General features: G+C 39.6%; 22 protein-coding genes, 1 riboswitch and 1 other annotated feature. Of the genes, 18 read left to right on the forward strand and 4 right to left on the reverse strand.

Annotated features, from left to right (window positions below):
• Positions 1 to 32: 32 nt before the first annotated feature.
• Positions 33 to 356 carry a helix-turn-helix domain-containing protein gene (locus tag BUE08_RS01670; RefSeq protein WP_286680201.1) on the reverse strand — a complete coding sequence of 108 codons (324 nt, stop codon included), beginning with the start codon at positions 354 to 356 and terminating at the stop codon, positions 33 to 35.
• A 280-nt stretch (positions 357 to 636) separates the two neighbouring features.
• On the opposite strand from BUE08_RS01670, the gene BUE08_RS01675 reads away from it, so the two are divergent.
• The 4 genes from BUE08_RS01675 to BUE08_RS01690 all read left to right on the forward strand — a co-directional run bounded on the left by BUE08_RS01675 (position 637) and on the right by BUE08_RS01690 (position 6072).
• Complete coding sequence (locus BUE08_RS01675) at positions 637 to 1926, forward strand: L-cysteine desulfidase family protein (protein ID WP_213996382.1); 1290 nt, start codon at positions 637 to 639, stop codon at positions 1924 to 1926.
• A gap of 104 nt (positions 1927 to 2030) precedes the next feature.
• Positions 2031 to 3485, forward strand: coding sequence for a Na+/H+ antiporter NhaC family protein (locus tag BUE08_RS01680; RefSeq protein WP_213996381.1), 1455 nt, complete (start codon positions 2031 to 2033; stop codon positions 3483 to 3485).
• Between the two features lie 73 nt (positions 3486 to 3558).
• Positions 3559 to 4239 (forward strand): fructose-6-phosphate aldolase, encoded by a 681-nt coding sequence (gene fsa, locus BUE08_RS01685; protein ID WP_213996378.1) that lies wholly within the window; start codon positions 3559 to 3561, stop codon positions 4237 to 4239.
• Positions 4240 to 4596: 357 nt separating this feature from the next.
• Positions 4597 to 6072 carry an aldehyde dehydrogenase family protein gene (locus BUE08_RS01690; protein WP_059031855.1) on the forward strand — a complete coding sequence of 492 codons (1476 nt, stop codon included), beginning with the start codon at positions 4597 to 4599 and terminating at the stop codon, positions 6070 to 6072.
• Positions 6073 to 6129: 57 nt separating this feature from the next.
• On the opposite strand, the gene BUE08_RS01695 is transcribed toward BUE08_RS01690, so the two are convergent.
• Entirely contained in the window at positions 6130 to 7542 is a 1413-nt protein-coding gene (locus tag BUE08_RS01695; protein WP_286680202.1) for an aminopeptidase, read from the reverse strand.
• A gap of 127 nt (positions 7543 to 7669) precedes the next feature.
• Positions 7670 to 7798: riboswitch (FMN riboswitch) on the forward strand.
• 68 nt (positions 7799 to 7866) lie between these two features.
• Between BUE08_RS01695 and BUE08_RS01700 the strand changes: the two genes are divergently transcribed.
• The 4 genes from BUE08_RS01700 (at position 7867) to BUE08_RS01715 (ending at position 11944) form a co-directional block, all read left to right on the forward strand.
• A complete protein-coding gene (locus BUE08_RS01700) occupies positions 7867 to 8454 on the forward strand; it encodes an ECF transporter S component (RefSeq protein ID WP_059031851.1) in 588 nt (195 codons plus the stop codon).
• An 83-nt stretch (positions 8455 to 8537) separates the two neighbouring features.
• Positions 8538 to 9419 (forward strand): YybI family spore inner coat protein, encoded by an 882-nt coding sequence (locus BUE08_RS01705; protein WP_059031849.1) that lies wholly within the window; start codon positions 8538 to 8540, stop codon positions 9417 to 9419.
• 75 nt (positions 9420 to 9494) lie between these two features.
• Positions 9495 to 9802 (forward strand) — a binding site (T-box leader).
• A gap of 235 nt (positions 9803 to 10037) precedes the next feature.
• The gene (locus BUE08_RS01710; RefSeq protein ID WP_059031847.1) at positions 10038 to 11393 is read left to right on the forward strand and encodes a TrpB-like pyridoxal phosphate-dependent enzyme; all 1356 of its coding nucleotides are present in this window, start codon (positions 10038 to 10040) and stop codon (positions 11391 to 11393) included.
• Between the two features lie 38 nt (positions 11394 to 11431).
• Positions 11432 to 11944, forward strand: coding sequence for a tryptophan transporter (locus tag BUE08_RS01715; protein ID WP_059031845.1), 513 nt, complete (start codon positions 11432 to 11434; stop codon positions 11942 to 11944).
• A gap of 73 nt (positions 11945 to 12017) precedes the next feature.
• Here BUE08_RS01715 and BUE08_RS01720 read toward each other — a convergent pair whose 3' ends face one another.
• Entirely contained in the window at positions 12018 to 14135 is a 2118-nt protein-coding gene (locus BUE08_RS01720; RefSeq protein ID WP_286680203.1) for a Tex family protein, read from the reverse strand.
• Positions 14136 to 14160: 25 nt separating this feature from the next.
• Positions 14161 to 14892: an HAD family hydrolase gene (locus BUE08_RS01725; RefSeq protein ID WP_059031840.1), complete on the reverse strand. Its 732-nt coding sequence runs from the start codon at positions 14890 to 14892 to the stop codon at positions 14161 to 14163.
• A gap of 395 nt (positions 14893 to 15287) precedes the next feature.
• Here BUE08_RS01725 and serC point away from each other — a divergent pair, with 395 nt between their 5' ends.
• The 10 genes from serC to BUE08_RS01775 all read left to right on the forward strand — a co-directional run bounded on the left by serC (position 15288) and on the right by BUE08_RS01775 (position 26696).
• Positions 15288 to 16379: a 3-phosphoserine/phosphohydroxythreonine transaminase gene (gene serC / locus BUE08_RS01730; RefSeq protein ID WP_286680204.1), complete on the forward strand. Its 1092-nt coding sequence runs from the start codon at positions 15288 to 15290 to the stop codon at positions 16377 to 16379.
• 356 nt (positions 16380 to 16735) lie between these two features.
• Positions 16736 to 17887: a homocitrate synthase gene (nifV, locus tag BUE08_RS01735; RefSeq protein WP_213996375.1), complete on the forward strand. Its 1152-nt coding sequence runs from the start codon at positions 16736 to 16738 to the stop codon at positions 17885 to 17887.
• Between the two features lie 11 nt (positions 17888 to 17898).
• Complete coding sequence (locus BUE08_RS01740; protein WP_213950789.1) at positions 17899 to 19836, forward strand: aconitate hydratase; 1938 nt, start codon at positions 17899 to 17901, stop codon at positions 19834 to 19836.
• Entirely contained in the window at positions 19829 to 20830 is a 1002-nt protein-coding gene (locus BUE08_RS01745) for an isocitrate/isopropylmalate dehydrogenase family protein (RefSeq protein WP_213996374.1), read from the forward strand. Before BUE08_RS01740 ends, BUE08_RS01745 begins: the two co-directional genes overlap by 8 nt.
• Before the next feature lie 248 nt (positions 20831 to 21078).
• Positions 21079 to 21699 (forward strand): lysophospholipid acyltransferase family protein, encoded by a 621-nt coding sequence (locus BUE08_RS01750; protein WP_213950787.1) that lies wholly within the window; start codon positions 21079 to 21081, stop codon positions 21697 to 21699.
• A 62-nt stretch (positions 21700 to 21761) separates the two neighbouring features.
• Positions 21762 to 22535 carry a YlmH family RNA-binding protein gene (locus tag BUE08_RS01755; protein ID WP_286680217.1) on the forward strand — a complete coding sequence of 258 codons (774 nt, stop codon included), beginning with the start codon at positions 21762 to 21764 and terminating at the stop codon, positions 22533 to 22535.
• Positions 22536 to 22567: 32 nt separating this feature from the next.
• Positions 22568 to 23395, forward strand: a complete 828-nt coding sequence (locus BUE08_RS01760; protein ID WP_286680205.1) for an HAD-IIB family hydrolase — start codon at positions 22568 to 22570, stop codon at positions 23393 to 23395.
• Between the two features lie 307 nt (positions 23396 to 23702).
• Positions 23703 to 24416, forward strand: a complete 714-nt coding sequence (locus tag BUE08_RS01765) for a GntR family transcriptional regulator (RefSeq protein ID WP_059031824.1) — start codon at positions 23703 to 23705, stop codon at positions 24414 to 24416.
• A gap of 317 nt (positions 24417 to 24733) precedes the next feature.
• Positions 24734 to 25702, forward strand: a complete 969-nt coding sequence (locus BUE08_RS01770) for an ABC transporter ATP-binding protein (RefSeq protein WP_286680206.1) — start codon at positions 24734 to 24736, stop codon at positions 25700 to 25702.
• Positions 25703 to 25724: 22 nt separating this feature from the next.
• A complete protein-coding gene (locus BUE08_RS01775) occupies positions 25725 to 26696 on the forward strand; it encodes an ABC transporter ATP-binding protein (RefSeq protein ID WP_213950783.1) in 972 nt (323 codons plus the stop codon).
• Positions 26697 to 26705 lie beyond the last annotated feature (9 nt).

Genomic DNA, 26705 nt, shown 5'->3' on the forward strand with positions numbered 1-26705 from the left:
CGTAATCTTTAAGCTTTAAACAATTATTAAAGTTAATGCAAAAGTACGATTTTATGAGAAATACAAAGATATTGTCCAGAGATAGGGGACCAGACCGGTTTAGGAGAAAGTACCTTAACATTTTCAAGTAATTCTTGATATTCAGGAGGTAGATTAACGTTTTCATCCATAAAAAATTCGGCGAGCGTAATGCCCAAAGCATCGCAGATTTTTTGGAGGGTTTCAATAGAAGGAATTTTAGTTCCGCTTTCTAAGTAGCTCAAATACACGTTGGTTATTCCTACTTTTTCTGCAAGCTGAATGCCCTGCAGCCCCTTTGATGTTCTAATTTGTTTTAGTCGCTGCCCTATATCCATTATTTTTACCTCAATGTAAACTAATAGTTTAATTAAAATATACATGAACGAACATGGAATGTCAAGAAAAAGCGAGTAAATCAAAGCAAAGGAGACATTTTCCGGCATTAAATTAAACTATTAGATTAAACTAAGATTGATATAATTAAAACAATAGTTTAATATTGAGAGTGGATGCCCTTAATTAATAACAAATTTTATCAGCTAATTACAAAATTCTAATATGCTTTTTTAGCATAAGCGTTTTTTAAAAAACACAGATTTTCAAGGAGGTATTCATATGTCAAATGAACTTTATCAAAAGACTATAGAACAGGTGAGGGAGGAGATGGTTCCAGCTTTGGGGGTTACAGAGCCGGCCGCTATCGCGCTTTCTACGGCTAAGGCTTATGAAGTAGTTGGAGGTGAGGTAAAGAAGATTGCAGTTCTGATGGATGAAGGGGTTTTCAAGAACGGGTTTTCATGTGCTATACCGGGAACTTCTGAAAAAGGAAATGAGATGGCGGCAGCACTTGGGGTAATAGCCGGAAAGCCGAATTTAGGTTTAAGGGTACTAGAAGACGTAACAGAAGATGATGTGTCAAAGGCAAAGGAGATGATTAAAGAAGGAAAAATCGAGATAAATGTAAAACGAGGTGCATCTGATATTTTTATAGATGCAATAGTGAAAACTGATAAGGGCATAGGTAGAGCTGTCATAAAAGATAAACATACAAATATAGTTTTAATAGAAAAAGACGGAAAAGAAATCTTTAAAAAAGATGCGGAAAGCGAAACTTCAAAAGTCAAGGCTTTTGATATATCAAAGCTTGTACTTAAAGACTTGATAGATATAGCAGAGCACACACCATATGAAGACATAAATTTTATATTAGAAGCAGTCAGGGTCAATGATGAACTTGCCAAAGAGGGCAAACAGGGTCAAGGCATGAAAGTAGGAAGGGGTATATCGGACCTTATAGAAGAAGGATGGCTGAAGGAAGATATATTAACTTATGCAATGGCATATACAGGATATGCAGTTGATGCCCGAATGGGAGGAGTTTCAAAACCTGCTATGTCCATATGCGGAAGCGGTGACCATGGTCTTGTAGCAACACTGCCTCTCATAGCAATAGCCGATAAAAAAGAAATACCGGAGGAAAAACTTGTAAGATCAATACTTTTAAGCTATCTTGTTACAATGTACATAAAAACCTTTGCCGGAAGGCTGTCGGCTTTTTGTGGCTGTGCTATTGCGGCAGGCACAGGATCAAGTGCAGGCATATGCTACCTTTTAGGTGGGAATAATGAACAGATAGGTTTTACAATAAATAACATGGCAGCGGATATCACAGGAATAATCTGCGATGGCGGCAACTTTGGCTGTTCAATGAAGGCTGTAACGGCTGCAAGTACCGCCATACTTTCAGCACTTTTGGCATTGAAAAATATTCATATACCCAAAGACAGCGGTATTGTTGGAAATACAGTGGAAGAAACCATGCAAAACATCGGGAAAATAGCGTCACCCGGAATGATAAAGACAAACGATGTTATTTTGGACATTATGATAAATAGACGCGATTAAATAAAAAATCGCAACTTCACAAAAAGAAATTGCGATGAAAAATAAACCGTAAGTTCATTTTAATATAAAGCTTCATTAAAAACAATACATCAGGAGGCTTCATAATGGACAAAAAAGACACTAAAATATTATCCTTTAGACCTAACCAATTTGCGGCCCTAGTGCCATTTATCATATTCATCATAATCACCATTTCCCTTTCTTTCATGAAAGCAGCAGACCTTAATATGATGATAGCATCAGGAATAATCGGGCTTATTATCGGCATGTTTTTTTGCGAAAACAAAGAAGAGTATTGGAATGTTATCATAGAAGGATTGGGTTCTGATGTGGGTATGACCGCAGTCCTTATATGGTTAGTTGTTGGTATATACGGAAGCATATTAAAAAGCGGCAAATTAGTAGAAGGATTAGTATGGCTGAGCTGTAAACTAGGAGTAAAAGGCGCAGCCTTCACAGTAGTAGCCTTTATATTTTCTGCTATTTTTGCGGTAGCAACCGGTACAGGTTTCGGCACCATTGCCACAATGGGTTTTATACTTTACCCTGCAGGACTTCTTTTGGGCTCAAATCCTGCAGTGCTGGGAGGAGCTATATTAAGCGGTGCAGCCTTTGGAGACAATCTGGCTCCGGTTTCGGATACCACTATAATATCTGCTACCAGCCAAACATATAAATATAAAGAAGGAACCGCGGAGATAGGTGGAGTAGTCAAAAGCCGTTTTAAGTATGTAATAGTTGCCGGAATTATTGCAGCGGTGCTGTTTTGGTTTTTTGGAGGAAGCGCGGCTTCGACAAACACAGAAAGCGCAGCAAAAATACTTACCGAATACCAAAATCCAATGGGGCTTCTTCTCCTCATCCCAACTGCTGTGGTAATTTGGATGGCTGTAAAAGGAAACAGTATCTTTGCAACACTTAGCACAGGGACAATCCTTGCCATAATAATCGGTCTTGCAGCCGGACTATTTAGCATAGCGGACCTTGCCATGATTAAAGATGGCGCAGTTGTAGGAGCAATCCCTGATGGTGTTGCAGGCATGACGACAGTTTCCATACTTTTGATGGTAGTTGTATCAATGGGTAATTTGCTGGTTAAAAGCGGTTGTATGGAAACAACTGTAAACTGGCTAAATGAAAAAGTAATCAAAACTCCAAGAGATGCAGATATTGCCATATTTTTATTGTCAACGATTTTCGGAATACTTATCGCTGCCATAAATACCATAGCAAATATATGCGTATCTCCCTTTGTAAATGCCATAGGACGAAAAAACGATTTGCATCCTTACAGACGTGCTGATATCTTAAGCACAGCAGTTTGCTCCTTTCCGTTCTTTGTGCCCTATGGCGGATGTGTTTTGCTATTGCTAGGCACCATGAAATCGGTGTCCTCCACATATCCTTTTGTGCAACCTCTAGACCCCTCCTCGCTCTTTTTCACCGTTTTTTACAGTTGGGCAGTCTGGTTTGTGACACTATTTGCCTGCATCTCAGGCTGGGGCAGAGAATTTGAGGGAAAAGATGGAGAGAGGGTCAAACAACCTATAAAAAATTGAAAGCTGAAAAAGTTTGTGATAGGATTAAGCAGAGAAATACAATATATAAATTATTCTAACAGGGAGAGATAGCATGCTGTATTTATTAGATACCGCAAATGTCAAAGAAATAAAAAGGCTCTGCAATATTTATCCTATCGATGGGGTAACTACGAATCCGACGCTTGTGTCAAAAGAAAAAATGGATTTTAGGCAGCTTTTTACACAGTTAAAGGAAATCTTAGGACCGGATAAAATGATTCATGTCCAGACACTAGGCAAAAGCGCAGAAGATATAGTGAAAGAAGGAGAGATTTTAAACAAATTCCTGGGCGAAAACCTATATGTAAAAATCCCTGTAAGCCCTTATGGGATAAAAGCAATTCAGATACTAAGTCAAAAAGGCATAAAGACTACTGCTACGGCAGTATTTACGCCTCAGCAGGCATTAATTGCGGCAAGAGCAGGGGCAGACTTTGTAGCGCCCTATGTAAATCGTCTTGATAATATAATAGGCGATGGGGTAGAAGTAGTTTCCGAAATCATTAAAGAATTCAAGATTTACAATTTGAAAACCAAAGTAGTTGCTGCAAGCTTTAAAAATTTAGAACAAATCCATAAAGCAAGTCAAGCAGGAACACATGCTGTAACTGTTCCGCCGGAGCTGTTTGAAAAACTTTTAGAGCATCCGCTGACTGACTCTGCTATAAGAAAGTTTGAAAAAGACTGGGAAGAAGTATATGGAAAAGGCAAGATTGTTTCTGATTTAATATAGGCAAGTTTAAAAAACCTTCCGTGCTTTCTACGGAAGGTTTTTATAATACAGCTTTGCCATCTTAAACGTAGTGAAGGATCTTCAAAGAATAGAATCCTCTCCGCACTCAAAATGACAAAAGTATGCGGCAGCATAATAAATGAAAATATCAAATTGAGTAAACACTCATGATTGATAAAAAGATAATAATATGATAATATATTCAAAGAAGATAATAAAGTCAGATAAAATTATCCCATCAGCGAATTCCTAAAATATCTCGCAAACACCTCCCTAATTTTTTCAAAATTTTATGTTGCCACAAAATCATTTTTCCCTAGGCGTATGCCTAAATAAAAATTAAAGGAGACGATTTCCTTGGATAAACCCATTGACAAAAAGTATCAATTACTAATTGGCGGTAGATGGGTAGAGGCAAAAGACGGGAAAACATTTGAGACTTATTGTCCGGCAAATGGCGAACTTTTAGCAACTTGCGCCAATGCCGGCAAAGAGGATGTGGACGAAGCTGTAAATGCTGCATGGAAGGCTTTTGAAACATGGAAAGATACCAGCGCACAGAATAAAGCAAATATACTACTTAAAATAGCTGATTTAATTGATGAAAATGCCGAAAAACTTGCCATGGTCGAGACTCTAGATAATGGCAAACCTATTCGCGAAACAAGAAATATTGATGTTCCTTTGAGCTCCGATCATTTTCGGTATTTTGCAGGAGCGATAAGAGCCGAAGAAGGAAAAGCCGCGATGATTGACAAGGATACCATGAGTATCATTTTAAAAGAACCTATCGGAGTTGTTGGGCAAATAATACCATGGAATTTCCCTCTGCTTATGGCTGCATGGAAACTTGCGCCTGCACTTGCTGCAGGATGCACAGTTGTCATTAAACCATCTTCTTCTACACCGCTTAGCATCTTGGAACTTGGCAAATTAATCAATGATGTGCTTCCTCCGGGAGTTGTAAATATCGTAACCGGCAGCGGCTCCACCACAGGAAACTACATATTGGAACATCCGGGATTTAGAAAACTTGCTTTTACGGGTTCGACCGAAGTAGGATACAGTATAGCTGAGGCCGCAGCTAAAAAGCTTATACCTTCGACATTAGAGCTTGGCGGAAAGTCCGCAAATATTTATTTTCCTGATTGCCCGTGGGAAAAAGCTATCGAAGGTGTGCAGCTTGGAATATTGTTCAACCAAGGCCAGGTTTGCTGCGCCGGCTCAAGAGTATTTGTTCATGAAGACATATATGATAAATTCCTTGCCGAATGTGTAGATGCTTTCAAAAAAATAAAAGTGGGTCTTCCTTGGGAAGAAGATACTGTTATGGGCTCTCAGATAAACGAAGCTCAGCTAAAAAAGATATTAAATTACATTAAAATCGGTAAAAAAGAAGGAGCCAAACTTGCCTGCGGAGGCTCCAGAATTAACAAAAACAACCTTAAAAAAGGCTATTTTATGGAGCCTACAATATTTACAGATGTGGACAACAAAATGAGGATTGCACAGGAAGAAATATTCGGCCCTGTTGCTTGCTTTATAAAGTTCAAAGATGAAGACGAAGTAATAAAGATGGCAAACGATACCGAATACGGTCTTGCAGGAGCGGTTTGGACAAAAGACATAAACAAAGCCCTTAAAGTTGCACGAGGAATAGAAGCAGGTCGTGTTTGGGTAAATGATTACAACAACCTGCCTGCACATACGCCTTTTGGCGGCTACAAGAAATCGGGCATCGGCCGCGAAACCCACTTAATGATGCTTGATCATTATACACAAAAGAAGAATATAATGATAAGCATGAAAGAAACAAAGGCCGGGTTATATTAAGGCTTATCAGTTGGCCAAACTAGCAAAGCCCCTGCGTAAAAAGCAGGGGCTTTAAATCTATGCCTCGATTAAAAATGCTTTGTAGGCTTTTACAGCCTCATATAAGTCGGCTTTGCAGGAAATTTCCCAGGGTGCGTGCATGTTATGTAAAGCAATGCCTGCATCAATTACCTCCATGCCGTAATTTGCTAAAATGTAGGCGATAGTACCTCCTCCACCCTGATCCACTTTGCCAAGCTCTGCTGTCTGCCAGCTAACGTTGTGTTTTTCCATTATAGCCCGAAGTTGTGCAATAAACTCAGCATTGGCATCATTACTGCCGCTTTTTCCTCTTGACCCTGTGTATTTGTTAAAAACGATTCCTCTCCCGAACTTTGAGCAATTATTCTTTTCCATCACCTCAGGGAAATTAGGATCGAAAGCGGCATTTACATCAGATGATATCATCTTTGAGTTGCTCAGGGCCCTCCTTACGGTAAGTTCGCTGTATTCTCCCAATAAATTTGCAATCTCTGCTACGGCGTTTTCAAAGAATCTGGAGTGCATACCGGTGGCCCCCACACTTCCGATTTCCTCTTTATCTACTAAAAGAGCAACACAGGTTTTTTCAGGTTTTTCAACCTGCATTATAGCTTCGAAAGATGTATAAGCACATACCCTGTCATCTTGGCCGTAAGCCATAATCATGCTCTTGTCTATCCCGTAATGCCTTGCCTTACCTGCGGGCACTACTTCTATTTCCGCAGATACGAAGTCTTCTTCTTTAATCCCATATTTTTCGTTTAATATCTGCAAAATATTTTGTTTTACTCTATTCTTGGCTTTTTTATCTTTAATTGGGATACTGCCCACAAGGATATTTAGGTTCTCGCCGTCAATACCATCGGCTAAAGTCTTTTTCATCTGATCCTTTGCAAGGTGAATCAGCAAATCCGATACGCCAACAACAGGATCGTCATCTTCTTCTCCGATTACCACATTTATACGGGTCCCGTCTTTTTTTACTATAACCCCGTGCAGAGCAAGAGGAAGAGTAACCCACTGGTATTTCTTAATTCCGCCATAATAATGAGTCTCAAACATCGCAAGGTCTGTGTCTTCATAAAGCGGATTTTGTTTTAAATCTAGCCTTGGCGAATCGATATGCGCCCCGATGATATTCATTCCTTCTTCTAACGGTCTTTTGCCTATTACAAATAAAGCGATAGTTTTGCCCATAACTTCTGCATATATTTTATCTCCGGGTTTTAGCAGTTTTTTCTGCTCGATAAATTCTTTTATATTTTTGTAACCGGCTTTTTCTGCGACAGTGCGGAACTCATCTACGCACTCTCTTTCTGTTTTGCAGCGAGATATAAAGTTGATATACTTTTCGCCCAGGTCAAAAACCTTATCTAGTTCTGCCTTGCTATACCTGTCCCATGCATTTTCATATTCTTTTTCAAGAGGTGACTTTTTTGCTTCAGCCATCATATTCCCTCCAAAATTTTTATAGTAAATCGTAAGTATTATTTTATCAAACTGTGAGCCTTTTCACAATTCCTTATTGACAACAGCAAAGGGCAGTGTTATCATGGAGTTAGTTAAAAAAACCGGATATAATCTTCGGGGCAGGGTGCAATTCCCGACCGGCGGTAATACGGCAGGTGCCGTTAGCCCGCGAGCGAAAGCAGACATCGGTGAGATTCCGAGGCCGACAGTAAAGTCTGGATGGAAGAAGATTGATTTTTTTGTGTGAAGCGGATTCCCCAAGATTATATCTTGGGGAATTTTTAAATTTACGGAGGGTGTTCTATGAGAAAAAGCGAAGTAAACAAAATGTCGAGACTTGCTATGCTTGCAGCTCTATCAATACTTTTAATGTTTTTGGTAAGATTTCCCCTTATTCCGGCAGCCCCTTTTCTAGAGTATGAACCGGGCGATATACCCGCCCTTATAGCAGCGTTTTTATTCGGACCTGCCGCAGGCGTTCTGGTAACCCTTGCAGTATCAATTATACAAGCCTTTACGGTCAGCGCCGGAAGCGGTTGGATAGGCGCCATAATGCATTTTATAGCCACTGGAACGATGGTTGCGGTTGCAGGATATATTTACAAAAAAATCCATACACAAAAGGGTGCGGTGATTGCGCTTATTGCAGCATCAATCAGCATGACACTTGTAATGATACCCCTTAACCTAATCTTTACTACAAAGTTTATGAATGTGCCAATGGAAGCCGTAAAAGCCATGATTGTGCCGATTATAATACCTTTTAATTTACTGAAAGCATCCATAAATTCGACCCTTACTTTTCTAGTTTACAAGCCTATAGGCAGAGTTTTAAGAGTTGAACTTGAACCGGTAAAACCGGTAAAATCCGCAATGGAAGAGACAAGATAGTTTAAGGAAATTCATAAGTCCGTATATCTTCTCTCGGATTATGTGATATAATCAGCATATAGAATGCGGGGAGGAGATAATACATGAAACGGTTTTTAGGAATTTTAACAGCCTTTTGCGTCTTGTTGACAGCTTTTGGTTTTACAAATCTTGCTATGGGGGAAGAGAGCTCTACAGCACCTTCTGAACAAATTTTGCAATCGCAAAGTGAACAAGTCTTAGAAAAACTTGACTCAAGAAGGATTAAAAAATATAAGCTGCCCCAGGAAAATATATTTATTCTCAAACAAGAAAAAGCAGATGTAAACGGTGATGGCAAAGAAGAAACGGTATATTTTCTAGGCCAAAAATTCGAAGACTCAGATATCTATATGGAGCATGTATACATCTTAATAGAAAACCTAAAAGGCCGCGGGTATTTGATAAAACTTCCCGAGGACGGCGATGGTGGCTATACTCCCGATGCTGTGCTGGCGGATATTACAGGCGATAGCGTGCCTGAAATAGTTATTTCACTTCCTACCGGCGGCAGTGGCGGTATAATAAACTATTATATTTACACAGCAAAAGATGATAGGCCCCGACTGATTTTCAACTCCCAAAGAGATATTGTAAATGTTTCAGGAAACTTCGATGAAAATTATAAAGCAAAGATTTGTATAAAAGATCCTAACGGAACCTATGATATCCAGACATTGCTAGACCTAAAAGACCGCAAGGAAATATATGACGAACTGGGTCTTTACAGCGACGGGAAGCTTCAAAAACCCGGTACTGAAATAATGCCTTATCCCTATGGCCTTATAAATGTTAAGGATTTAGACAATGATGGGGTATATGAGCTGGAAGCCTACCAGAGTGTAAGAGGTATCGCCGGGGCAGATTCTATTGCCGAAATTATTACTCATTGGAAGTGGGTAGATAACGCCTGGGTTGTTACCCGAATCGGCATCGAAAAAGAATAAAATTTTAATTTTAAAAAAACGAAATGAAGTTGACATACATTTATAAGTCATGATATAATTATCCTTAATCAAGTCGGAAATTCAGTGATGGGGAAGAGTAGCTTTGGCAGAAGGTCGAAGAGAGCCGCCGGTGGTGGGAGTGCGGCACCGAAAGTCATAGTGAATGGGTCCCGGAGAAGGCAAGGCGAAATAGTTTAAGTAGCTTTGCACGGCACGTCCCCCGTTAGCAAAGGACAGGATATCGCGATAATATCGCTGTATCTGATAAGAGTGAGTTTTACATTGAGGTGGCAAGCATTTCATCCTGAAGATGAGATGCTTTTGTTATATACACCCGATGTAAGACTAATTTGGGTGGCACCACGGAAGCAACCGTCCCTGTAGTAGGGACGGTTTTTTATATTCTTCGGTTTGAGGTGATGGATATGACATGAAAGCGCAAGATTAATATAAAATCAGCAGAAATTTATCAAGATGTCATAAATCTTTCTAACCCCTGCTTGCCGCATATAACAAAAATCTGCAAAAATATGAATTGTGATTCCTTATCTTTAAATCACTATCATTTTATAAGTTAGATAAAATAAATAAAATTATCTATTTGAGGTGATGAAGGCAATGAAAAACGAAGATACAAAAATATTACTTGAAGAAAGCGAAATTCCAACAAGCTGGTATAATATTCAGGCAGATATGCCGACCCCATTAAAACCTCCCCTTAGCCCTGCCACAGGAAAACCTGCGACGCCTGAAGAGCTGGGAGCAATATTTCCTGAGGAAATCATAAAGCAAGAAATGAGCACAGAGCGATTTATAGAAATACCTGAAGAGGTTAGAGAATTATACAGATTATGGAGGCCATCTCCTGTATATAGGGCGCACAGACTGGAAAAAGCTTTGGATACCCCGGCTAGAATTTATTTTAAATATGAAGGAGTAAGTCCTGCCGGAAGCCATAAGCTAAACACCGCTATCCCCCAAGCCTACTACAATAAAAAACAAGGGATAAAACGGCTTGCAACCGAAACCGGAGCAGGGCAGTGGGGAACAGCGCTTGCCATGGCTTGTAAGTTCTTTGATATGAAATGCTCGGTTTACATGGTAAAAGTAAGTTATGAACAAAAGCCCTATCGGCGCTCGATAATGCAGCTTTTTGGAGCAGAAGTATTTGCAAGCCCCACAGATAAAACAGATGCCGGCCGCGCTGTGCTAAAGGAACATCCGGATTCACTAGGAAGCTTAGGTATTGCAATAAGCGAAGCAGTGGAGGACGCAGTGAAAAATTCCGATACGAACTATGCTTTAGGCAGCGTGCTAAACCACGTAGTTCTTCACCAAACAGTAATTGGTCTTGAAGCTAAAAAACAAATGGAAAAAGCAGGCTACTATCCGGATGTAATAATAGCATGTTCCGGCGGAGGCAGCAATTTTGGCGGAATTGCCATGCCTTTTGTGCATGACAAAATAAAGGAAGGCAAAAAGGTCCGCATAATTGCGGCAGAACCTACTGCATGTCCAAGCCTTACCAAAGGTAAGTTCACTTATGATTATGGCGATGTGGCTCATTTGACTCCAAAGATGATGATGTACACCTTGGGAAGCGATTTTGTTCCACCTGGAATCCATGCAGGCGGTCTGCGCTACCACGGAGCATCGCCTCTTGAAAGCCAGCTTTTGCATGATGGATTTATTGAGGCTGTTGCCTATGACCAGCAGGATATTTTTGAAGCAGCAGTGCTTTTTGCGCAAAACGAAGGGATTGTACCGGCGCCTGAGTCGGCTCATGCTATAAAGGCAGCAATCGATGAAGCCTTAAAAGCCAAAGAAGCCGGAGAAAAAAAGACGATTTTATTTAACTTAAGCGGTCATGGATATTTCGATATGGCATCTTATGACAATTATCTTTCGGGTAAACTGCAAAACTCCAGTTTGCCTGATAAGGTCTTACAGGAAGCTTTAAGCAAGTTAGACTAACAGGTTTTTAAAATAAATCACGATTTGGAGGAAATATTATGAAATTGAGAGATATGATTTTGACATCGCTTTTGATAGCAATTGGATTGGTGCTTCACTATATAGTTCCACCTATTATGGGAGGAATGAAACCTGATTTTCTGCTGTCAATGCTATTTGTAGCCCTTTATATAGACAGCAGCCCGAAAAATGCTGTGCTTGCAGGCATACTTGCAGGTATATTTTCCGCTTTGACCACCGGTTTTCCCGGAGGCCAAATAGCAAATATGTGCGACAAAATTGTTACGGCATTTGCTGTTATAGCAATGATAAAGGCATTTTCACATCTTAACCAAAATGCAGCAGTAATAATTACGGCAATTATTGGAACTATAATAAGCGGCACAGTCTTTTTAGGAACAGCTCTTTTCGTGGTGGGAAGCCTGCCTCTTGCTTTTCCGGTGCTTTTTACAACAGTGGTTCTGCCGGCAGCGGCAGTAAACACCATTGCTACTTTTATATGCTACAAAGTGGTAGCATCAATGCAAAAATCGGCGCTGCATAAAGCATAGGTAAATCTTATAGGGCAGCCGGGATATCCCGGCTGCCCTAAGTCTTTTTTATTATGGCGTTTTATTTTTGCAGTTATAATCCTTTCATCGTAAGGCTTATCCTTCCCCTTTCTTTGTCCGCGGATAACACCTTAACCCTTACCACATCTCCGACACTTACCACATCAAAAGGTGAACGCACAAAGCCATCAGAAAGCTCCGATATGTGGCAAAGACCGTCCTGATGAACGCCGATATCGATAAATGCTCCAAAGTCTGTTATATTACGCACACTGCCTGTTAAAACCATACCCGGTTTTAAGTCCGAAATTTCCAGCACATCAGTGCGAAAGATGGGGGCGGGAAGTTCTTCACGAGGATCACGGCCCGGCTTTTTAAGCTCTGACAGGATATCCCTTAGGGTAGGGATGCCAATATCAAGATTCGAAGCCATTTGAGCAATGTCATTTTCAGAAAAACTTTTTGTTTTAAGTTCCTCTAAAGTATAAAGCTTCATAATCTTTTCAGCTATATCATAACTTTCGGGATGGACAGCTGTGTTATCTAAAATATTGCTGCTTTCCGGTACGCGAAGAAATCCTGCGCACTGCTCAAAGGTCTTTGGTCCCAGTTTTGGCACCTTTAAAAATTCCTTTCTTGATTTGAACATGCCGTTTTCTTCCCGATATTTTACAATATTTAAAGCAATAGATGAGCTGACGCCGCTTACATAGCTAAGAAGAGAAGGAGACGCAGTATTTACATCTACTCCTACAGTATTCACACAGTCTTCTACAACAGCTGATAATTTTTCTGAAAGCCGTTTTTGATTTACATCATGCTGATATTGGCCGACACCAAGTGATTTTGGGTCTATCTTTACCAGCTCTGCCAAAGGGTCTTGAAGGCGCCGCGCAATGGAGACAGCTCCCCTAAATGAAACATCCAGGTTCGGAAATTCTTCGGTTCCAAGTTTTGACGCAGAGTATACCGAAGCGCCTGCCTCACTTACAATGACATAAGAAACAGGTCTTGAGCTTTCCTTTAAGATTTCCGACAGGAATTTTTCACTTTCCCTGGAAGCAGTGCCATTTCCCAATGAAATAACATCAACCTGGTACTTTTCTATTAAATCTAAAATAACCTTTTTCGATTCATCAAACTTATTTTGCGGCGGAGTGGGATAGCAGACCGTGCACGCTAAAAGCTTTCCGGATGCGTCTATTATTGCAATCTTACAGCCGGTTCGATACGCAGGATCAAACCCCATTATTATACGGCCTTTTACAGGGGGCTGAAGAATTAAGTGTTTGAGATTTTTAGAAAATGTAGAAAGCGCCTGTTCCTCGGCTTCTTCTGTCAGCATATTTCTGATTTCCCGTTCTATTGAAGGCCAAATAAGCCGCTTATAAGCATCTTCAACGGCGTTTTCCATAAGATTAGAGGTAGGCGAAGACTTCTTTATATATTCGGCCTTTATTATTTCTATAATTTCATCATCGGGAACCGAGATTTTTACCTGAAGATATTTTTCCTTTTCGCCACGGTTTATTGCAAGGATTCTATGTGAGACGATTTTTTGCACAGGCTCCTTAAAGTCGTAATACATCGAGTAAGTCGACGTCTCATCGGTAAGGCCTGTTGTCTCTATAATTCCTTTTTTATAGGCTTTATCCCTTATGAGCTTGCGAATTTTCGCATCATCTGAAATAGTTTCAGCAATAATATCAAGGGCCCCTGCTAAAGCCTCATCGCAAGTTGAAACACCTTTTTGCGGGTCTACAAAGGATGCGACAAATTGTTTATCAACTACATTTTCTTGGGATAAGATTTTTATTGCCAGAGGCTCGAGCCCTTTTTCCCTGGCGATAGTAGCCCTGGTTCTTCGTTTAGGTCTAAAGGGCCTGTAAATATCTTCTATTTCCTGAAGAGTTAGAGCCCTATCAAGGCTTTGCCTAATTTCCGGTGTAAGCTTTTCCATTTCCTCTAGAAGCCTTGCAACTTCAGTCTTTCTTATTTCAAGATTTCTAAGATAGGAAAGCCGATCTGAAAGCAGGCGAAGCTGTTCGTCTGACAGACCCCCGGTTGCCTCTTTTCGATACCGAGCTATAAAAGGCACCGTATTTCCGCTATCTAGAAGTTCAACAGCTGCCGCAACTTGTCTTTCTTCTATATTTAATTCTTGAGCTAAAGCTTTTATGATTTTTTCCATACTAACCTCCTGCTTATATGCGAGCCTAAATATCTAATATCTCAACTTCAGGCGTTGTCCTGTATATTACATCTTTTCGCTCTATGATAATTTTAGCTTTTTTTGAAAGATCTTCATCTTTTTTTATAGCTTGAAGCAGTTTTTTGACAGGATTGACGGCAACGGGATTGCCTACTATTTTGAGCATTGAAAGGTCTCCTGTGGTATCCCCGTATGCAAAGCTCTTGTCCAAATCCACCTGATATGAGCATACAAGCTGATTTATAGACCTTTGCTTATTTTCCGAATCCCACATGCTGAGAACTTCGCCTGTGAAATTATTGTTTTCGTCTACAATATATTGAGTTGCTTTATATGCTGTAACCTTATATTTTTCAGCCATCTTCTCCACGAGAAAATCAGGAGCACCGGATATAAAAAATATCATATGCCCCTCCTGCCTATGCCAGTTAATCCTTGATCTGGTATATCGATAGACCTTATCCCAGTTCATATTTATTACCTGACTTGCCACAAATTCAATATAGGATTTATTTATACCTCTAAGTTCTTTTACATAAATTTTTACCAATTCATCCATATAATCATTAAAATCCCCGTAGCGCTTTTCCCATTCAGAATAGTAGTCCTTAAGACGGCCGTGCCAAACACGAGGGTCTATTACTTCATACTTTATTAATTTTTTAAAATGCTCAATCATGAGAGAATTTCGAAAAAGTGTGCCGTCAATGTCAAAAAATGCCGCTGTGTTGGCCATATTCTTCCCTCCTTTGAAATTGTCGTCGGAAACCTTAAAAATATCCTTGTCTACCAATATTATATCATTTTAATAAAATAAGACACCAGTAGGAATTAGCCTATCGACAGAAAGATGATTTTTGATAATAAGTATAATAAAAAGTAAGGTGAAAAAATTAGCAAAAAACAGTTAAGGAATTTTAATAGTTAAAAAATCCTTTTTGCAGTATAATAAAGTTATATATGAAGGGTATGGTGGAGCAAGTGGTATTATTGATGAAGTTTTCTTAATACAAAAAGAGGAAAAGTAAAATTGTTATAGAATATATTAAGTTAAACTTTTGCATTCAAGGTTGCCTACTTCAACACTTGATATGAAAGTAAAACAAAGTAGAAAGGATTGGAGTGTTATAAATGGATTACAACAGAATTTATAATTTTTCAGCCGGTCCCGCCATGATGCCTACACCGGTGCTGGAAGAAATTGCTAAGGAAGTGCTAAACTACAGGGGATGCGGCATGAGTGTTATGGAAATGTCACACCGCTCTGAGGTTTTCCAAACTATCATGGACGAGGCTGAAGCAGATTTGCGTGAACTAATGGACATTCCTGATAATTATAAGGTATTGTTCATTCAAGGCGGCGGCACACTGCAGTTTGCAATGGTGCCTATGAACCTTATGAAAAACGGTGTTGCCGACTATATAATAACCGGTGCATGGTCGGAAAAAGCCTATTTGGAAGCTAAGAAATACGGAAAAGTCAACGTGATCGCAACAAGTGAAGATAAAAACTACACATATATTCCAGATTGCTCGAATCTGCCGGTTGATCCTGACGCCGATTATGTTTACATCTGTGAAAATGAGACAATACATGGTGCAACCTTCAAAAAGCTCCCGAATACCAAGGGTAAGATATTGGTTACTGACCAGTCGTCAATGTTTCTATCTAAACCCTGCAATGTTTCAGATTATGGGTTAATTTTTGCCGGCGTACAAAAGAACGTTGGCCCGGCTGGCATGGCAATAGTGATAATCCGCGAGGATCTTATTCGTGAAGATTTGGACGAAAAAGTGCCTACATACCTGCGCTACGATATACACGCAAAGAGCGGTTCCCTGTACAATACGCCGAATTGCTGGAGCATATACGCTTGCGGCAAAGTTTTCAAATACCTTAAAAATATCGGCGGACTTTCTGCTATGCAGAAAATAAATGAAGAAAAGGCTGCTATTTTATATAATTTTCTCGACAATAGCAAAATGTTTCACGGCACAGTAGAAAAGGAATACCGTTCATTAATGAATGTGACCTTTGTGACAGGAAATAAAGAACTTGATGAAAAAGTTGTTGCGGCAGCCAAAGCGGCCGGCTTTGATAACTTGAAAGGGCATAGGAGCGTAGGCGGCTTACGTGCATCTATCTATAATGCCATGCCTAAGGAGGGCGTTGAGGCTCTCGTTGCATTCCTTGAAAAATTCGAGAATGAGTATAAGGCATAACATAAATTTTCATGAAATCCATGAGGCAAATTTAGCAAACATCGCAGGTGCTGATTTTTCCAAGAGATTTATGACTTTAGGACGGATAAATAAGATCATCGCTTTTACTAAAAGATGAGTTGTTGCACAACAAGTTTAGGATAAAGATAAAAAGCCTGAAACCTTAGATATGTATGAGGTTCAGGCTGTTTTTTTAAGTAGTTTTGTGCAAAAGTTAAGAAACGATACCCAATTAGTCATGACCTTATTAATTGGTGTCAAAAATGCAAAAATAAAATTGCAAAAAAGTATTGACGAAATCCAGGTGAACAGGTATAATTGTATACAATTATACAAAAAGCCAGGGAGGAATAAAAATGACAGAAAAGGATCGGAAGATATATATTGTTGATACGACTTTGAGGGATGGGGAGCAGACAGCGGGAGTAGTTTTTGCAAATAGGGAAAAAATCCAAATAGCCAAGATGCTAGATGAGGTAGGCGTAGACGAGATAGAAGCAGGTACTCCGGTAATGGGCGGAGACGAAAAAGAGGCAATTACGGCTATTGCAAAACTAGGGCTCAATGCACGCATAATGGCGTGGAACAGAGCCGTGATAAAGGACATACAAGAATCACTTCGATGCGGAGTAGGAGCTGTTGCAATCTCCATAGCAACTTCTGATATGCATATAAAAGATAAGCTGCATTCTACGAGGGAAGAAGTTTTAGAAAAAATGGTAAAAGCAGTAGAATATGCTAAAAAAGAAGGCGTATATGTTTCAGCTAATGCAGAAGATGCAAGCCGCAGTGACGAGGAATATCTGATTCAATTCATAAAAGCCGCAAAACAGGCCGGCGCTGATCGCATCAGGTACTGTGATACAGTAGGAATAATGACTCCTTTGGAGATATATGAGAGGATAAAAAGAATAAGGCAGGCAGTAGATATCGACATAGAAATGCACACACATGATGATTTCGGTATGGCTACAGCAAACGCGATTACAGGTGTTAGCGCAGGGGCTACTCATGTTAGCGTTACAGTGAATGGCCTTGGCGAGCGTGCGGGCAATGCGGCATTAGAGGAAGTTGTAATGGCGCTGAAACATCTATTAGGATTTGATATGAAACAGAATACAAGGAAATTCCGGGAGATTTGTGAGTATGTAGCAAAAGCGTCCGGCCGTGATTTGCCTTCATGGAAAGCTATAGTAGGAACAAGCATCTTTACCCATGAGTCGGGAATTCATGCAGACGGCGCAATTAAAAACCCGAAAACCTATGAAGTATTCGATCCTGATGATGTAGGACTTACAAGGCGTTTTGTAATAGGTAAACATTCCGGAACTGCAAGCATCAAAAAGAAACTTAGCGAATACAATATTAATATTGATGATGGCTTGGCAAATATCATTCTCGAAAGCGTTCGTAAAACATCAGTAGAACTTAAGCGGCCCTTGACTGACGCAGAACTTTTGAATCTATACTACGAGCATGTAAACAAAGATATTGAACATGCAATTTAGGAGGCTTGCAATTGGGACTTAATCTTACACAAAAAATCATCAAAGAACATCTAATTTCAGGATCAATGGAAAGCCAAAGCGACATTGAAATTGCCATAGATTCCACATTAACACAAGATTCAACCGGGACTATGGTCTATCTTCAGCTTGAAGCTCTTGACATCGATAAGATAAAAACAAAATGCTCAGTTGCGTATGTAGATCACAACATGCTGCAAACCGGATTTGAAAATGCCGATGATCATTTGTATATAAAGACCGTGGCGGGTAAATATGGAATACATTTTTCCCGCCCCGGCAACGGTATCTGCCATCAGGTGCACCTGGAGCGATTTGCAAAACCCGGGTGGACCCTTTTAGGTTCTGACAGCCATACCCCTACCGCAGGAGGCATCGGCAGCCTTGCCATAGGCGCAGGGGGGCTGGATGTGGCAGTTGCTATGAGCAATGCAACTTACTCAATGGTTATGCCTAAAGTATATAATATTGTCTTAAAAGGAAAATTAAATCCACCTGCTACTGCAAAAGACATAATCCTTTATATCCTAGGAAAACTTAGCGTAAAAGGCGGTGTGGGTAAGGTATTCGAATACTCTGGAGAAGGAGTAAAAACCCTATCAATTCCTGAAAGGGCAACCATCACAAATATGGGAGCGGAACTAGGAGCAACTACCTCTATCTTTCCATCAGACGAAAGAACCCTTGAATTTTTAAAGCTGCAGGGAAGAGAGAAGGATTTTGTAGAGCTTAAGGCAGATGATGATGCAGTATATGATGAAAGTATAACTATAGATCTTTCAAAAATTGTCCCAATGGCTGCATGCCCCCACAGTCCTGACAATGTAAAACCCATAAGCGAGCTGGAGGGCACAAAGATAACCCAGGTGGCTATAGGAAGCTGCACCAATTCATCTTATAGGGACTTGACTATAGCTGCTCGAATATTAAAAGGCAAAAAAGTTCATCCTGACGTGAGCTTAGTTATTTCTCCCGGTTCAAAGCAAGTTCTTACAAAACTTTCCATGTCGGGAGCACTAAAAGACCTTATAGACTGCGGAGCCCGAATTTTAGAGTGCGGCTGCGGGCCGTGTATAGGTATGGGGCAAGCACCGGAGACAAACGGCGTTTCCCTTCGCACATTTAACAGGAACTTTGAAGGAAGATGCGGCACAAAATCTGCCAAGGTTTATCTCGTAAGCCCTGAAACTGCAGCCGTATCTGCTATATATGGGAAGATTACAAATCCGACTATTTTGGGAGAAGATGTATTTAAAGATATTGAGGAATTTTCTTATGTAAATGACAACATGATACTTACTCCTGAGGAAAACCCATCAAAAGAAGTAATTAAAGGACCTAACATAAAGCCGTTTCCTTTAAATACTCCACCGGGTGATATAATTTCAAAAAAGGTCGTTCTAAAAGTGCAAGACAATATAACAACCGACCATATCATGCCGTCGGGAGCAAGCCTGCTGCCGTATAGGTCAAACGTGCCATATCTTTCTAATTTTTGCTTTTCGCCAATAGACCCGGATTTTGCTAAAAAGTGCAAAGAAAATGACGGCGGATTTATTGTGGCAGGTGAAAACTATGGGCAGGGTTCAAGCAGGGAACATGCAGCGCTTGCGCCGCTATATCTTGGAATAAAGGCTGTATTTGCAAAGTCCTTTGCCCGCATACACAAAGCCAACCTTATAAACAGCGGAATTTTCCCGCTTATCTTTAAAAACCCATCAGATTATGATGAAATAAATGTATTTGACGAAATAGAAATTAAGGATATAGCCGGCCAACTTAAGAATGGAAATATAATTATCGCAGCAGATAAAACCTTAGGCAAAGATATAGAGTTGGTTTTAGATGTTACCGAGAGAGAAAAAGAAATCCTGCTTTGCGGCGGATATATAAACTATATGAAGAGCAGGAGGGGAAAAAGCGATGCATAAAATAACGTTGATTCCGGGAGACGGCATAGGTCCCGAGATTACTGATGCCGTAAAGTCTATAATCGCCGCAAGCGGCGTAGATGTTTTGTGGGATGTGCAGGAGGTTGGGCAAAAAGCCCTTCAGATTTATGGAAATCCTCTGCCGGATGTTGCAATAGAGAGCATAAAAGCCAATAAAATCGCATTAAAAGGTCCTGTAACAACACAAATAGGCAAAGGTTTTAAGAGCATTAACGTTACCCTTCGCCAGACCTTTGACCTTTATGCCAATATAAGGCCGGTAAAGTCACTGGCCGGTGTAAAGACGCCTTTTAGCGATGTAGATATGGTAATATTTAGGGAAAACACAGAAGACCTGTATGCAGGAATAGAAAATGTAATAAATGAAGACAGAGTCGAAGCCATAAAGGTAATAACTCGAAAAGCCAGCCGTAGGATTGCTGAAAAGGCTTTTGAGTATGCGCGTCAAAATAACCGTAAGAAAGTAACGGCGGTACATAAGGCCAATATTATGAAAAAATCCGATGGTCTTTTCTTAGAGGAAACTCGAAGAACTGCCGATAAATACAGTGATATAGCCTATGATGAACTGATAGTGGACAATACCTGCATGAAATTAGTGCAGCAGCCGGAAAAATTTGATGTTATAGTTACGGAAAATTTGTACGGAGATATCATTTCTGATTTATGCGCAGGACTGGTAGGGGGTCTGGGAGTTGTGCCCGGTATGAATGTAGGCGAAGATTATATGATCTTTGAAGCAGTCCACGGCAGCGCTCCTGACATAGCAGGCAAAAATATAGCAAATCCTTTGGCTCTACTAATGTCATCAGTTGAAATGCTAAAAGTCATCGGCGAGACCCGGGCGGCAAATTCTATACAAACTGCGATTTATAAGCTTTTAGAAGACGGCAAACACCTTACTCCGGATTTAGGAGGTTCTGCCACTACTTCAGAAATGACACAAGAGCTTTGCAGGCTTGTTGCAAATTAAGTAAATACTCATCCCTTTTATATTTTCCCGGCATAATAGGTGCCGGGTTTTAAATTGTACAAAAAACCGCTCAAGGGCTTTATTATGTATTTATTACTGCATTCGCATGATTAATTGTTTATGGTATAATATAATGAAGTTCGACCTTGACATTTATTATAGTATTATAAAGCGCTTTGATATTTATAAATAACAAAACAATCAATCGGTTTTCAGTTCTCATCTACAAAACTTTTTGAGGTGTTATCGTGCTATATCCGTTTTTTAAGGTTTTGTGCCAGATAATTTTTCTATTAACAGGCGGCATAAAGGTATATGGAAAAGAGAATATTTTAAAAAAAGGCCCCTTTGTCCTTATAGCGAATCATCAAAGCATAATAGATCCTTTGGTATTGATGGCATGTCTGCCTAGAAAAATTACCTTTCTTGCAGCATCTTACCTTTTCAAAATTCCAATTGTGGGCCTTATAATTTGGGCAGGCGGCGCAATTCCAATAAACGATCCTAAAGGAGATTTTAAGCACATACAGCAGGCCTTAGCAAAACTTGAAGATGGAGAAGCTATTGGAATTTTTCCGGAAGGCGGCGTTAGCCTAGATGGCAAGTTAAAGGAATTTATGCCGGGGTGGGCATATTTTGCTTTAAAATCCGGCGCCCCCATAATACCTGTTGCCATATCCGGCAGCCGCAAGGTTTTGCCGGTAGGCCATTACCTTTTGCGCCCCGGTAAAATCGTAGTGAATATAGGGGAACCGATTTTGATGGATAAAAAGACAAGAATCCGAAGCAGTGACCTTAAAAAACTAAGTGAGAGCATGGAGAAAATAGTTTTTCGCTTGCTTTACCAAGTTGAAAGAAAGCGAGGATAAAATTATTTAAACTGTTATTTAAAAAAATATATGATAATATAAAATAAAAAAATATTTTGGTGGTGAAATGTTTGGACAGTACCAACGAAAAGCAAATGGAAGCACGCTTGCGCGATATCTTTACTATAGCTAGAAAAAACAGAGAAAAAAGAGCGTCAAACTTCTTAGATCCTGCAGAACAGGAAATTGCAAGAAATGTAGCTAGCGGTTTTCCGGATATGGATTTTTATCTTGATGGCGGCTACGAAAATGCCGAACGTAGGATATTAGTGGCTTACCCTAAGGGAATGGAAGATGAACCATTCAAGCAGCCTATCGGCGCTTTGAGAATAACCTCTAGAGACTTAAGCGCCCATCCTGGGCATAGAGATTACCTTGGAGCAATTTTGGGCTTGGGCATAAATAGAGAAAAGATTGGAGATATATTGGTAGGAAAAGATTATACCGATATAGTTGTCAAAGAAGAAATAATGGAATATATAGGAACGAATCTTTTAAAAGTAGGGAATGCCCCGGTAGAAGTTGAGGAAATTTCATTAAAAGAACTTTTAAAACCTGAAAGAGCCTATAAAGAAATTAAGGGCACAGTTGCGTCTTTAAGATTAGATGCGGTTGCATGTATCGCTTTTGGCATCTCCCGTTCAAAGATGGCACCATTTATAAAGGGAGAAAATGTCCGCATAAATTTTAAAACGGTAAAAGATCCGTCTGCTCCCGTAAAAGAAGGAGATGTAATTTCAGCTAACCGGCTGGGACGAGCAAAAATTATGGAAGTCGGAGGACAAAGCAAAAAGGGCCGCACATATGTAATAGTGCATAGATATATCTCAAGATGATGAAGCAAAAGAAACAAAGGAGATGATCTTTGGTGGCAATAAAATTAATTGCCCTTGATATAGATGGGACAGTTGCAGATGGCGAGAATAATGTTTCTTTAGAAAATGAAAGGGCCATAAAAAAGGCTATGGAGCGCGGCGCCAAAATTGCGCTGGTTACAGGAAGACATCGGGACGGACTTAAAAAAGTAATGGATGTATTAGGCCTTGATTTTAAAACTCCTTTGGTTCTAAATAATGGGGCCCTGATATATTGGCAAGGAGAGCTGATATGGGAAGACTTGATAACACCTAAAGAAGCAGATGGCGTTATAAAATTTAGCGGGAAGATGCCTGATGTGGCAATAGTTATCTTCCGGGCTGAGGATATCGAGATGTACTGTGGCCCTCTGGTAAATAAAGAATGGTTATTAGATAGACTAAGCGCCTTTGAAGTAAATCCTAAAAAAGTTGCAAAAAGCCCTGACGAACTTACAAGAGAAAATGTAGCAAAAATAATGCTGGTAGTAGAAAGCGGAGAAAGAGCCCTGGAAATATATAGTATTTGGCCCAAGGAGCTGTCTTCCCTTAAACGTACCCGTTCATATCCTTATCTTTGCGAAATAAACAGCGGCACATGTGATAAGGGACGCGGCATTAAAATCTTATGCGAGAAAATCAGTGTTTTACCAGAAGAAGTCCTGGCTGTTGGAGACGGTGAAAGCGATGTGCCTATGTTAAGCTTTGCAAAAAACGCAGTTTTTGTAAGACATTTTGATTGGCTGCCAAAACTTCCCCCTCATGTAGAGGTTACACCTAAAGAGTATCGCCACACAGGCGCGGCTTGGGCTATTGAAAAGTATATTGATTTATTTGAGTAGATTTTAAAGGTGTTGTATTTATGAAAGCAAAGGGCATCAACGCTTCATAAATGCAACGCCTTCTTTAGGCGAAAGACTTTTACACCGGCATGGAGGATGACAAATGTCCGGAGAAATTATTGACAGTAATTCTCATAAGTTATATAATGTTATATAACTATATATGATAATAATTGAGAAAAAAGGTTAATATTTTCACATAATAAATACAGAATATTTCCTGAATTATTGCCTGTATCTAGAAAGCATTAAATATTATAATACATATAAGTATAACTTTACAGATTACACAAGAAGGTGAAATAAATTGTTAGATACCAACATTGCGATGCCTCTATATCATCAAATACGAGAAATAATAAGAGCAGAGATTGAAAGAGGCACCTATAAGCCGAACGAACAAATACCCACCGAACAAGAACTGGTAGAAAAATACAATGCAAGCCGAATTACAATAAGAAGAGCTATAAATGATTTGGTAGAGGAAGGGTTATTGGTAAAAAAGCAAGGCAAAGGAACATTCGTGGCTATGCCTAAAATAAAGCGGGAGATAATTGCGGTTAACAGTTTTAGCCATAGAATGCGTGAGGCTGGCCTGGTTCCGGGCTCAAGAGTTTTGAGCATGAGAATAACAAATTCAACTCCTACAATTCAAAAATATCTTGAACTGGGCCCCGAGGATCAGGTAATAGAAATTGAAAGGCTAAGACTTGCAGATAACGAACCTGTTATGATTGAAAAAACTTATCTTCCATATAAAGAGTTTCCAAAGGTAATGGAAGCAGATATAAGCATTGGCTCTCTTTATAAATTCCTGGAAGAAGAGTATGGTGTTGTGCCGGCAAAATCAAAACGCAGTCTTGAAATTGTTTTAAGCAATAAGTATGAGGCAGATCTGCTCCATATAAGAGTCGGCCAGCCTTTATTCCTGCTTCGCGCAATTGTTAAATCCCAGGATGATAAACCGATAGAATATGTTAAAACTCTTATTAGAGGCGATAGATTTAAATTCGAAATTTAATGCAGGCGCTAACTAGTGTTTAAAACAACAAGTTGCGAATCTGATTTATACAGACGACGGCACCAGCCGTCTTTTTTTGCTTAGTAGATTATAAAATAGAAAATTTACGGAATAATTTGAGGTATTTACAATCATGTACTTTTCTGGTAATATTATATCCATACAGAATAAGATGATATAATACGATAACAAAAGAAAAATTAGAATCTTTTTTGTTTTTTTATTTATTTAAATTAATTTGTAAAAATATTCGTAAAAAATTATTTGAAATTATTATAAGTATAGATAGGAATTTTTCGCGAAAGGGAGATTTACCTATGTCTGCCCAAAAAAATTTATTAGAAGTAAAAAACTTGACTACTAATTTTTATACAAAAAAGGGAATTCTTACTGCTGTAGATAAAGTAAGTTTATCCGTGGATACTGGAGAAGTCTTGGGCATCGTCGGAGAAAGCGGCTCAGGTAAAACAATTACATCTCTTTCCGTAATGCAACTGCTTCCGGTATCTAGCAAAGTTGCCGAAGGGGAGATTATATTTCAAGGAGAAAATCTCCTGAAAAAAAGCGAAGAAGAGATGCAAAAAATTAGAGGAAAATTGATTTCAATGATTTTTCAAGACCCTATGGCAGCACTTGACCCGGTTTACACCTGCGGAGCTCAGATGATAGAAGCTATATTAGCCCATCAAAAAGTCAGCAAAGAAGAAGCTGAAAAAAAGAGCGTAGATATGTTGAAAAATGTTGGCATACCTGCCCCCGAAAATTGCATGAAGTCTTATCCTCACGAGCTTTCCGGAGGAATGTGCCAGCGTGTTATGATTGGTATGGCGCTTTTGTGTAATCCAAAGCTCCTAATCGCAGATGAACCAACTACCGCGCTAGATGTAACCGTTCAAGCTCAAATCTTAGAACTGTTAAAAAGCATTAAAAACGATAGAAATATGAGCATTATTATAATTACTCATGACTTAGGCGTTGTATCCGAAATTGCTCAGAAAGTAGCAGTAATGTATAACGGAAGAATTTTTGAAGAAGCGGATACAGATACATTGTTTTTAAATCCCATGCATCCATATACTCAAGGCCTTATAAAATCTATGCCAAAACCAAATCAGCCAAGAGAGAGGCTTTTTACAATTAAGGGAACCGTTCCAAGCTTGTCGGAAATTCCTCAAGGGTGTCGATTTAATCCCCGCTGTTCAAAGGCTACGGATATATGCAGAACTGAAGAACCGGAACTTGTAAATGCCGCCGATAACCATAAAGTCCGCTGTTGGCATATATAAAAATTATGAGAAGGGTTGGGCCATGACAGAAAATCTTTTAGAGATAAATAACATAAAAAAATATTTTCCTGTAAAAAGCTCTATGTTTACTCAAAGAAAGGGATACGTCAGGGCGGTTGACGGAGTAACGCTTTCAATAAAAAAAGGCGAAACTTTGGGGCTGGTTGGCGAGTCCGGTTGCGGTAAAAGCACACTGTCAAGAGTCATACTAAGGCTAATAGAACCTGATGAAGGAGAGATATTGCTGGAAGGACAAAATATATTAAACCTTTCCGGCAAAAAGTTAAGAGACGTGCGAAGCCAGATGCAGATGATATTTCAAAACCCTTTTGGCTCCTTAAATCCACGAATGACCGTAGGAGAGATAGTAAGATCGCCCTTTGATATTCAAAATGTCTTAACATATCAAGAAAGAATGGAAAAAGTAAAAGAGCTTCTTGGTCTGGTGGGGTTAAGTCCAAAAGATGCTAATCGCTATCCTCACGAATTTTCAGGAGGTCAGAGACAGAGAATTGTTATAGCAAGGGCAATTGCACTCAATCCAAAACTAATAATTTGCGATGAACCAGTATCAGCTCTAGATGTGTCAATTCAGTCGCAAATTTTAAATTTATTAGTTGATTTACAACAGGAATTTGGGCTTACATACCTATTTATTTCACACAATTTGTCAGTAGTGCAGTATGTAAGCGATGTGATAGCAGTTATGTATTTGGGAAAGATAGTTGAGATAGCAGATGCGTATGAATTGTATGAGTTTCCGAAGCATCCTTATACTCAGGCCTTACTATCTGCCATACCCGTTATTGCATCGGAGGGAAAAAAGCAGCGGATTATACTTTCGGGAGATGTGCCAACGCCGCTGAATCCACCGGAAGGCTGCAGGTTTAGAACCAGATGCTGGCGAGCAACTAATATTTGCAAGGAAAAAGAGCCACAGCTTACAAGTCCGGACGGTAATCACTTAGTGGCATGCCATTTATATAATTCATGATTTCATATT

Origin of the sequence: Tepidanaerobacter sp. EBM-49 (genome assembly GCF_001896645.1) — a bacterium.
Lineage (GTDB): Bacteria > Bacillota > Thermosediminibacteria > Thermosediminibacterales > Tepidanaerobacteraceae > Tepidanaerobacter > Tepidanaerobacter syntrophicus.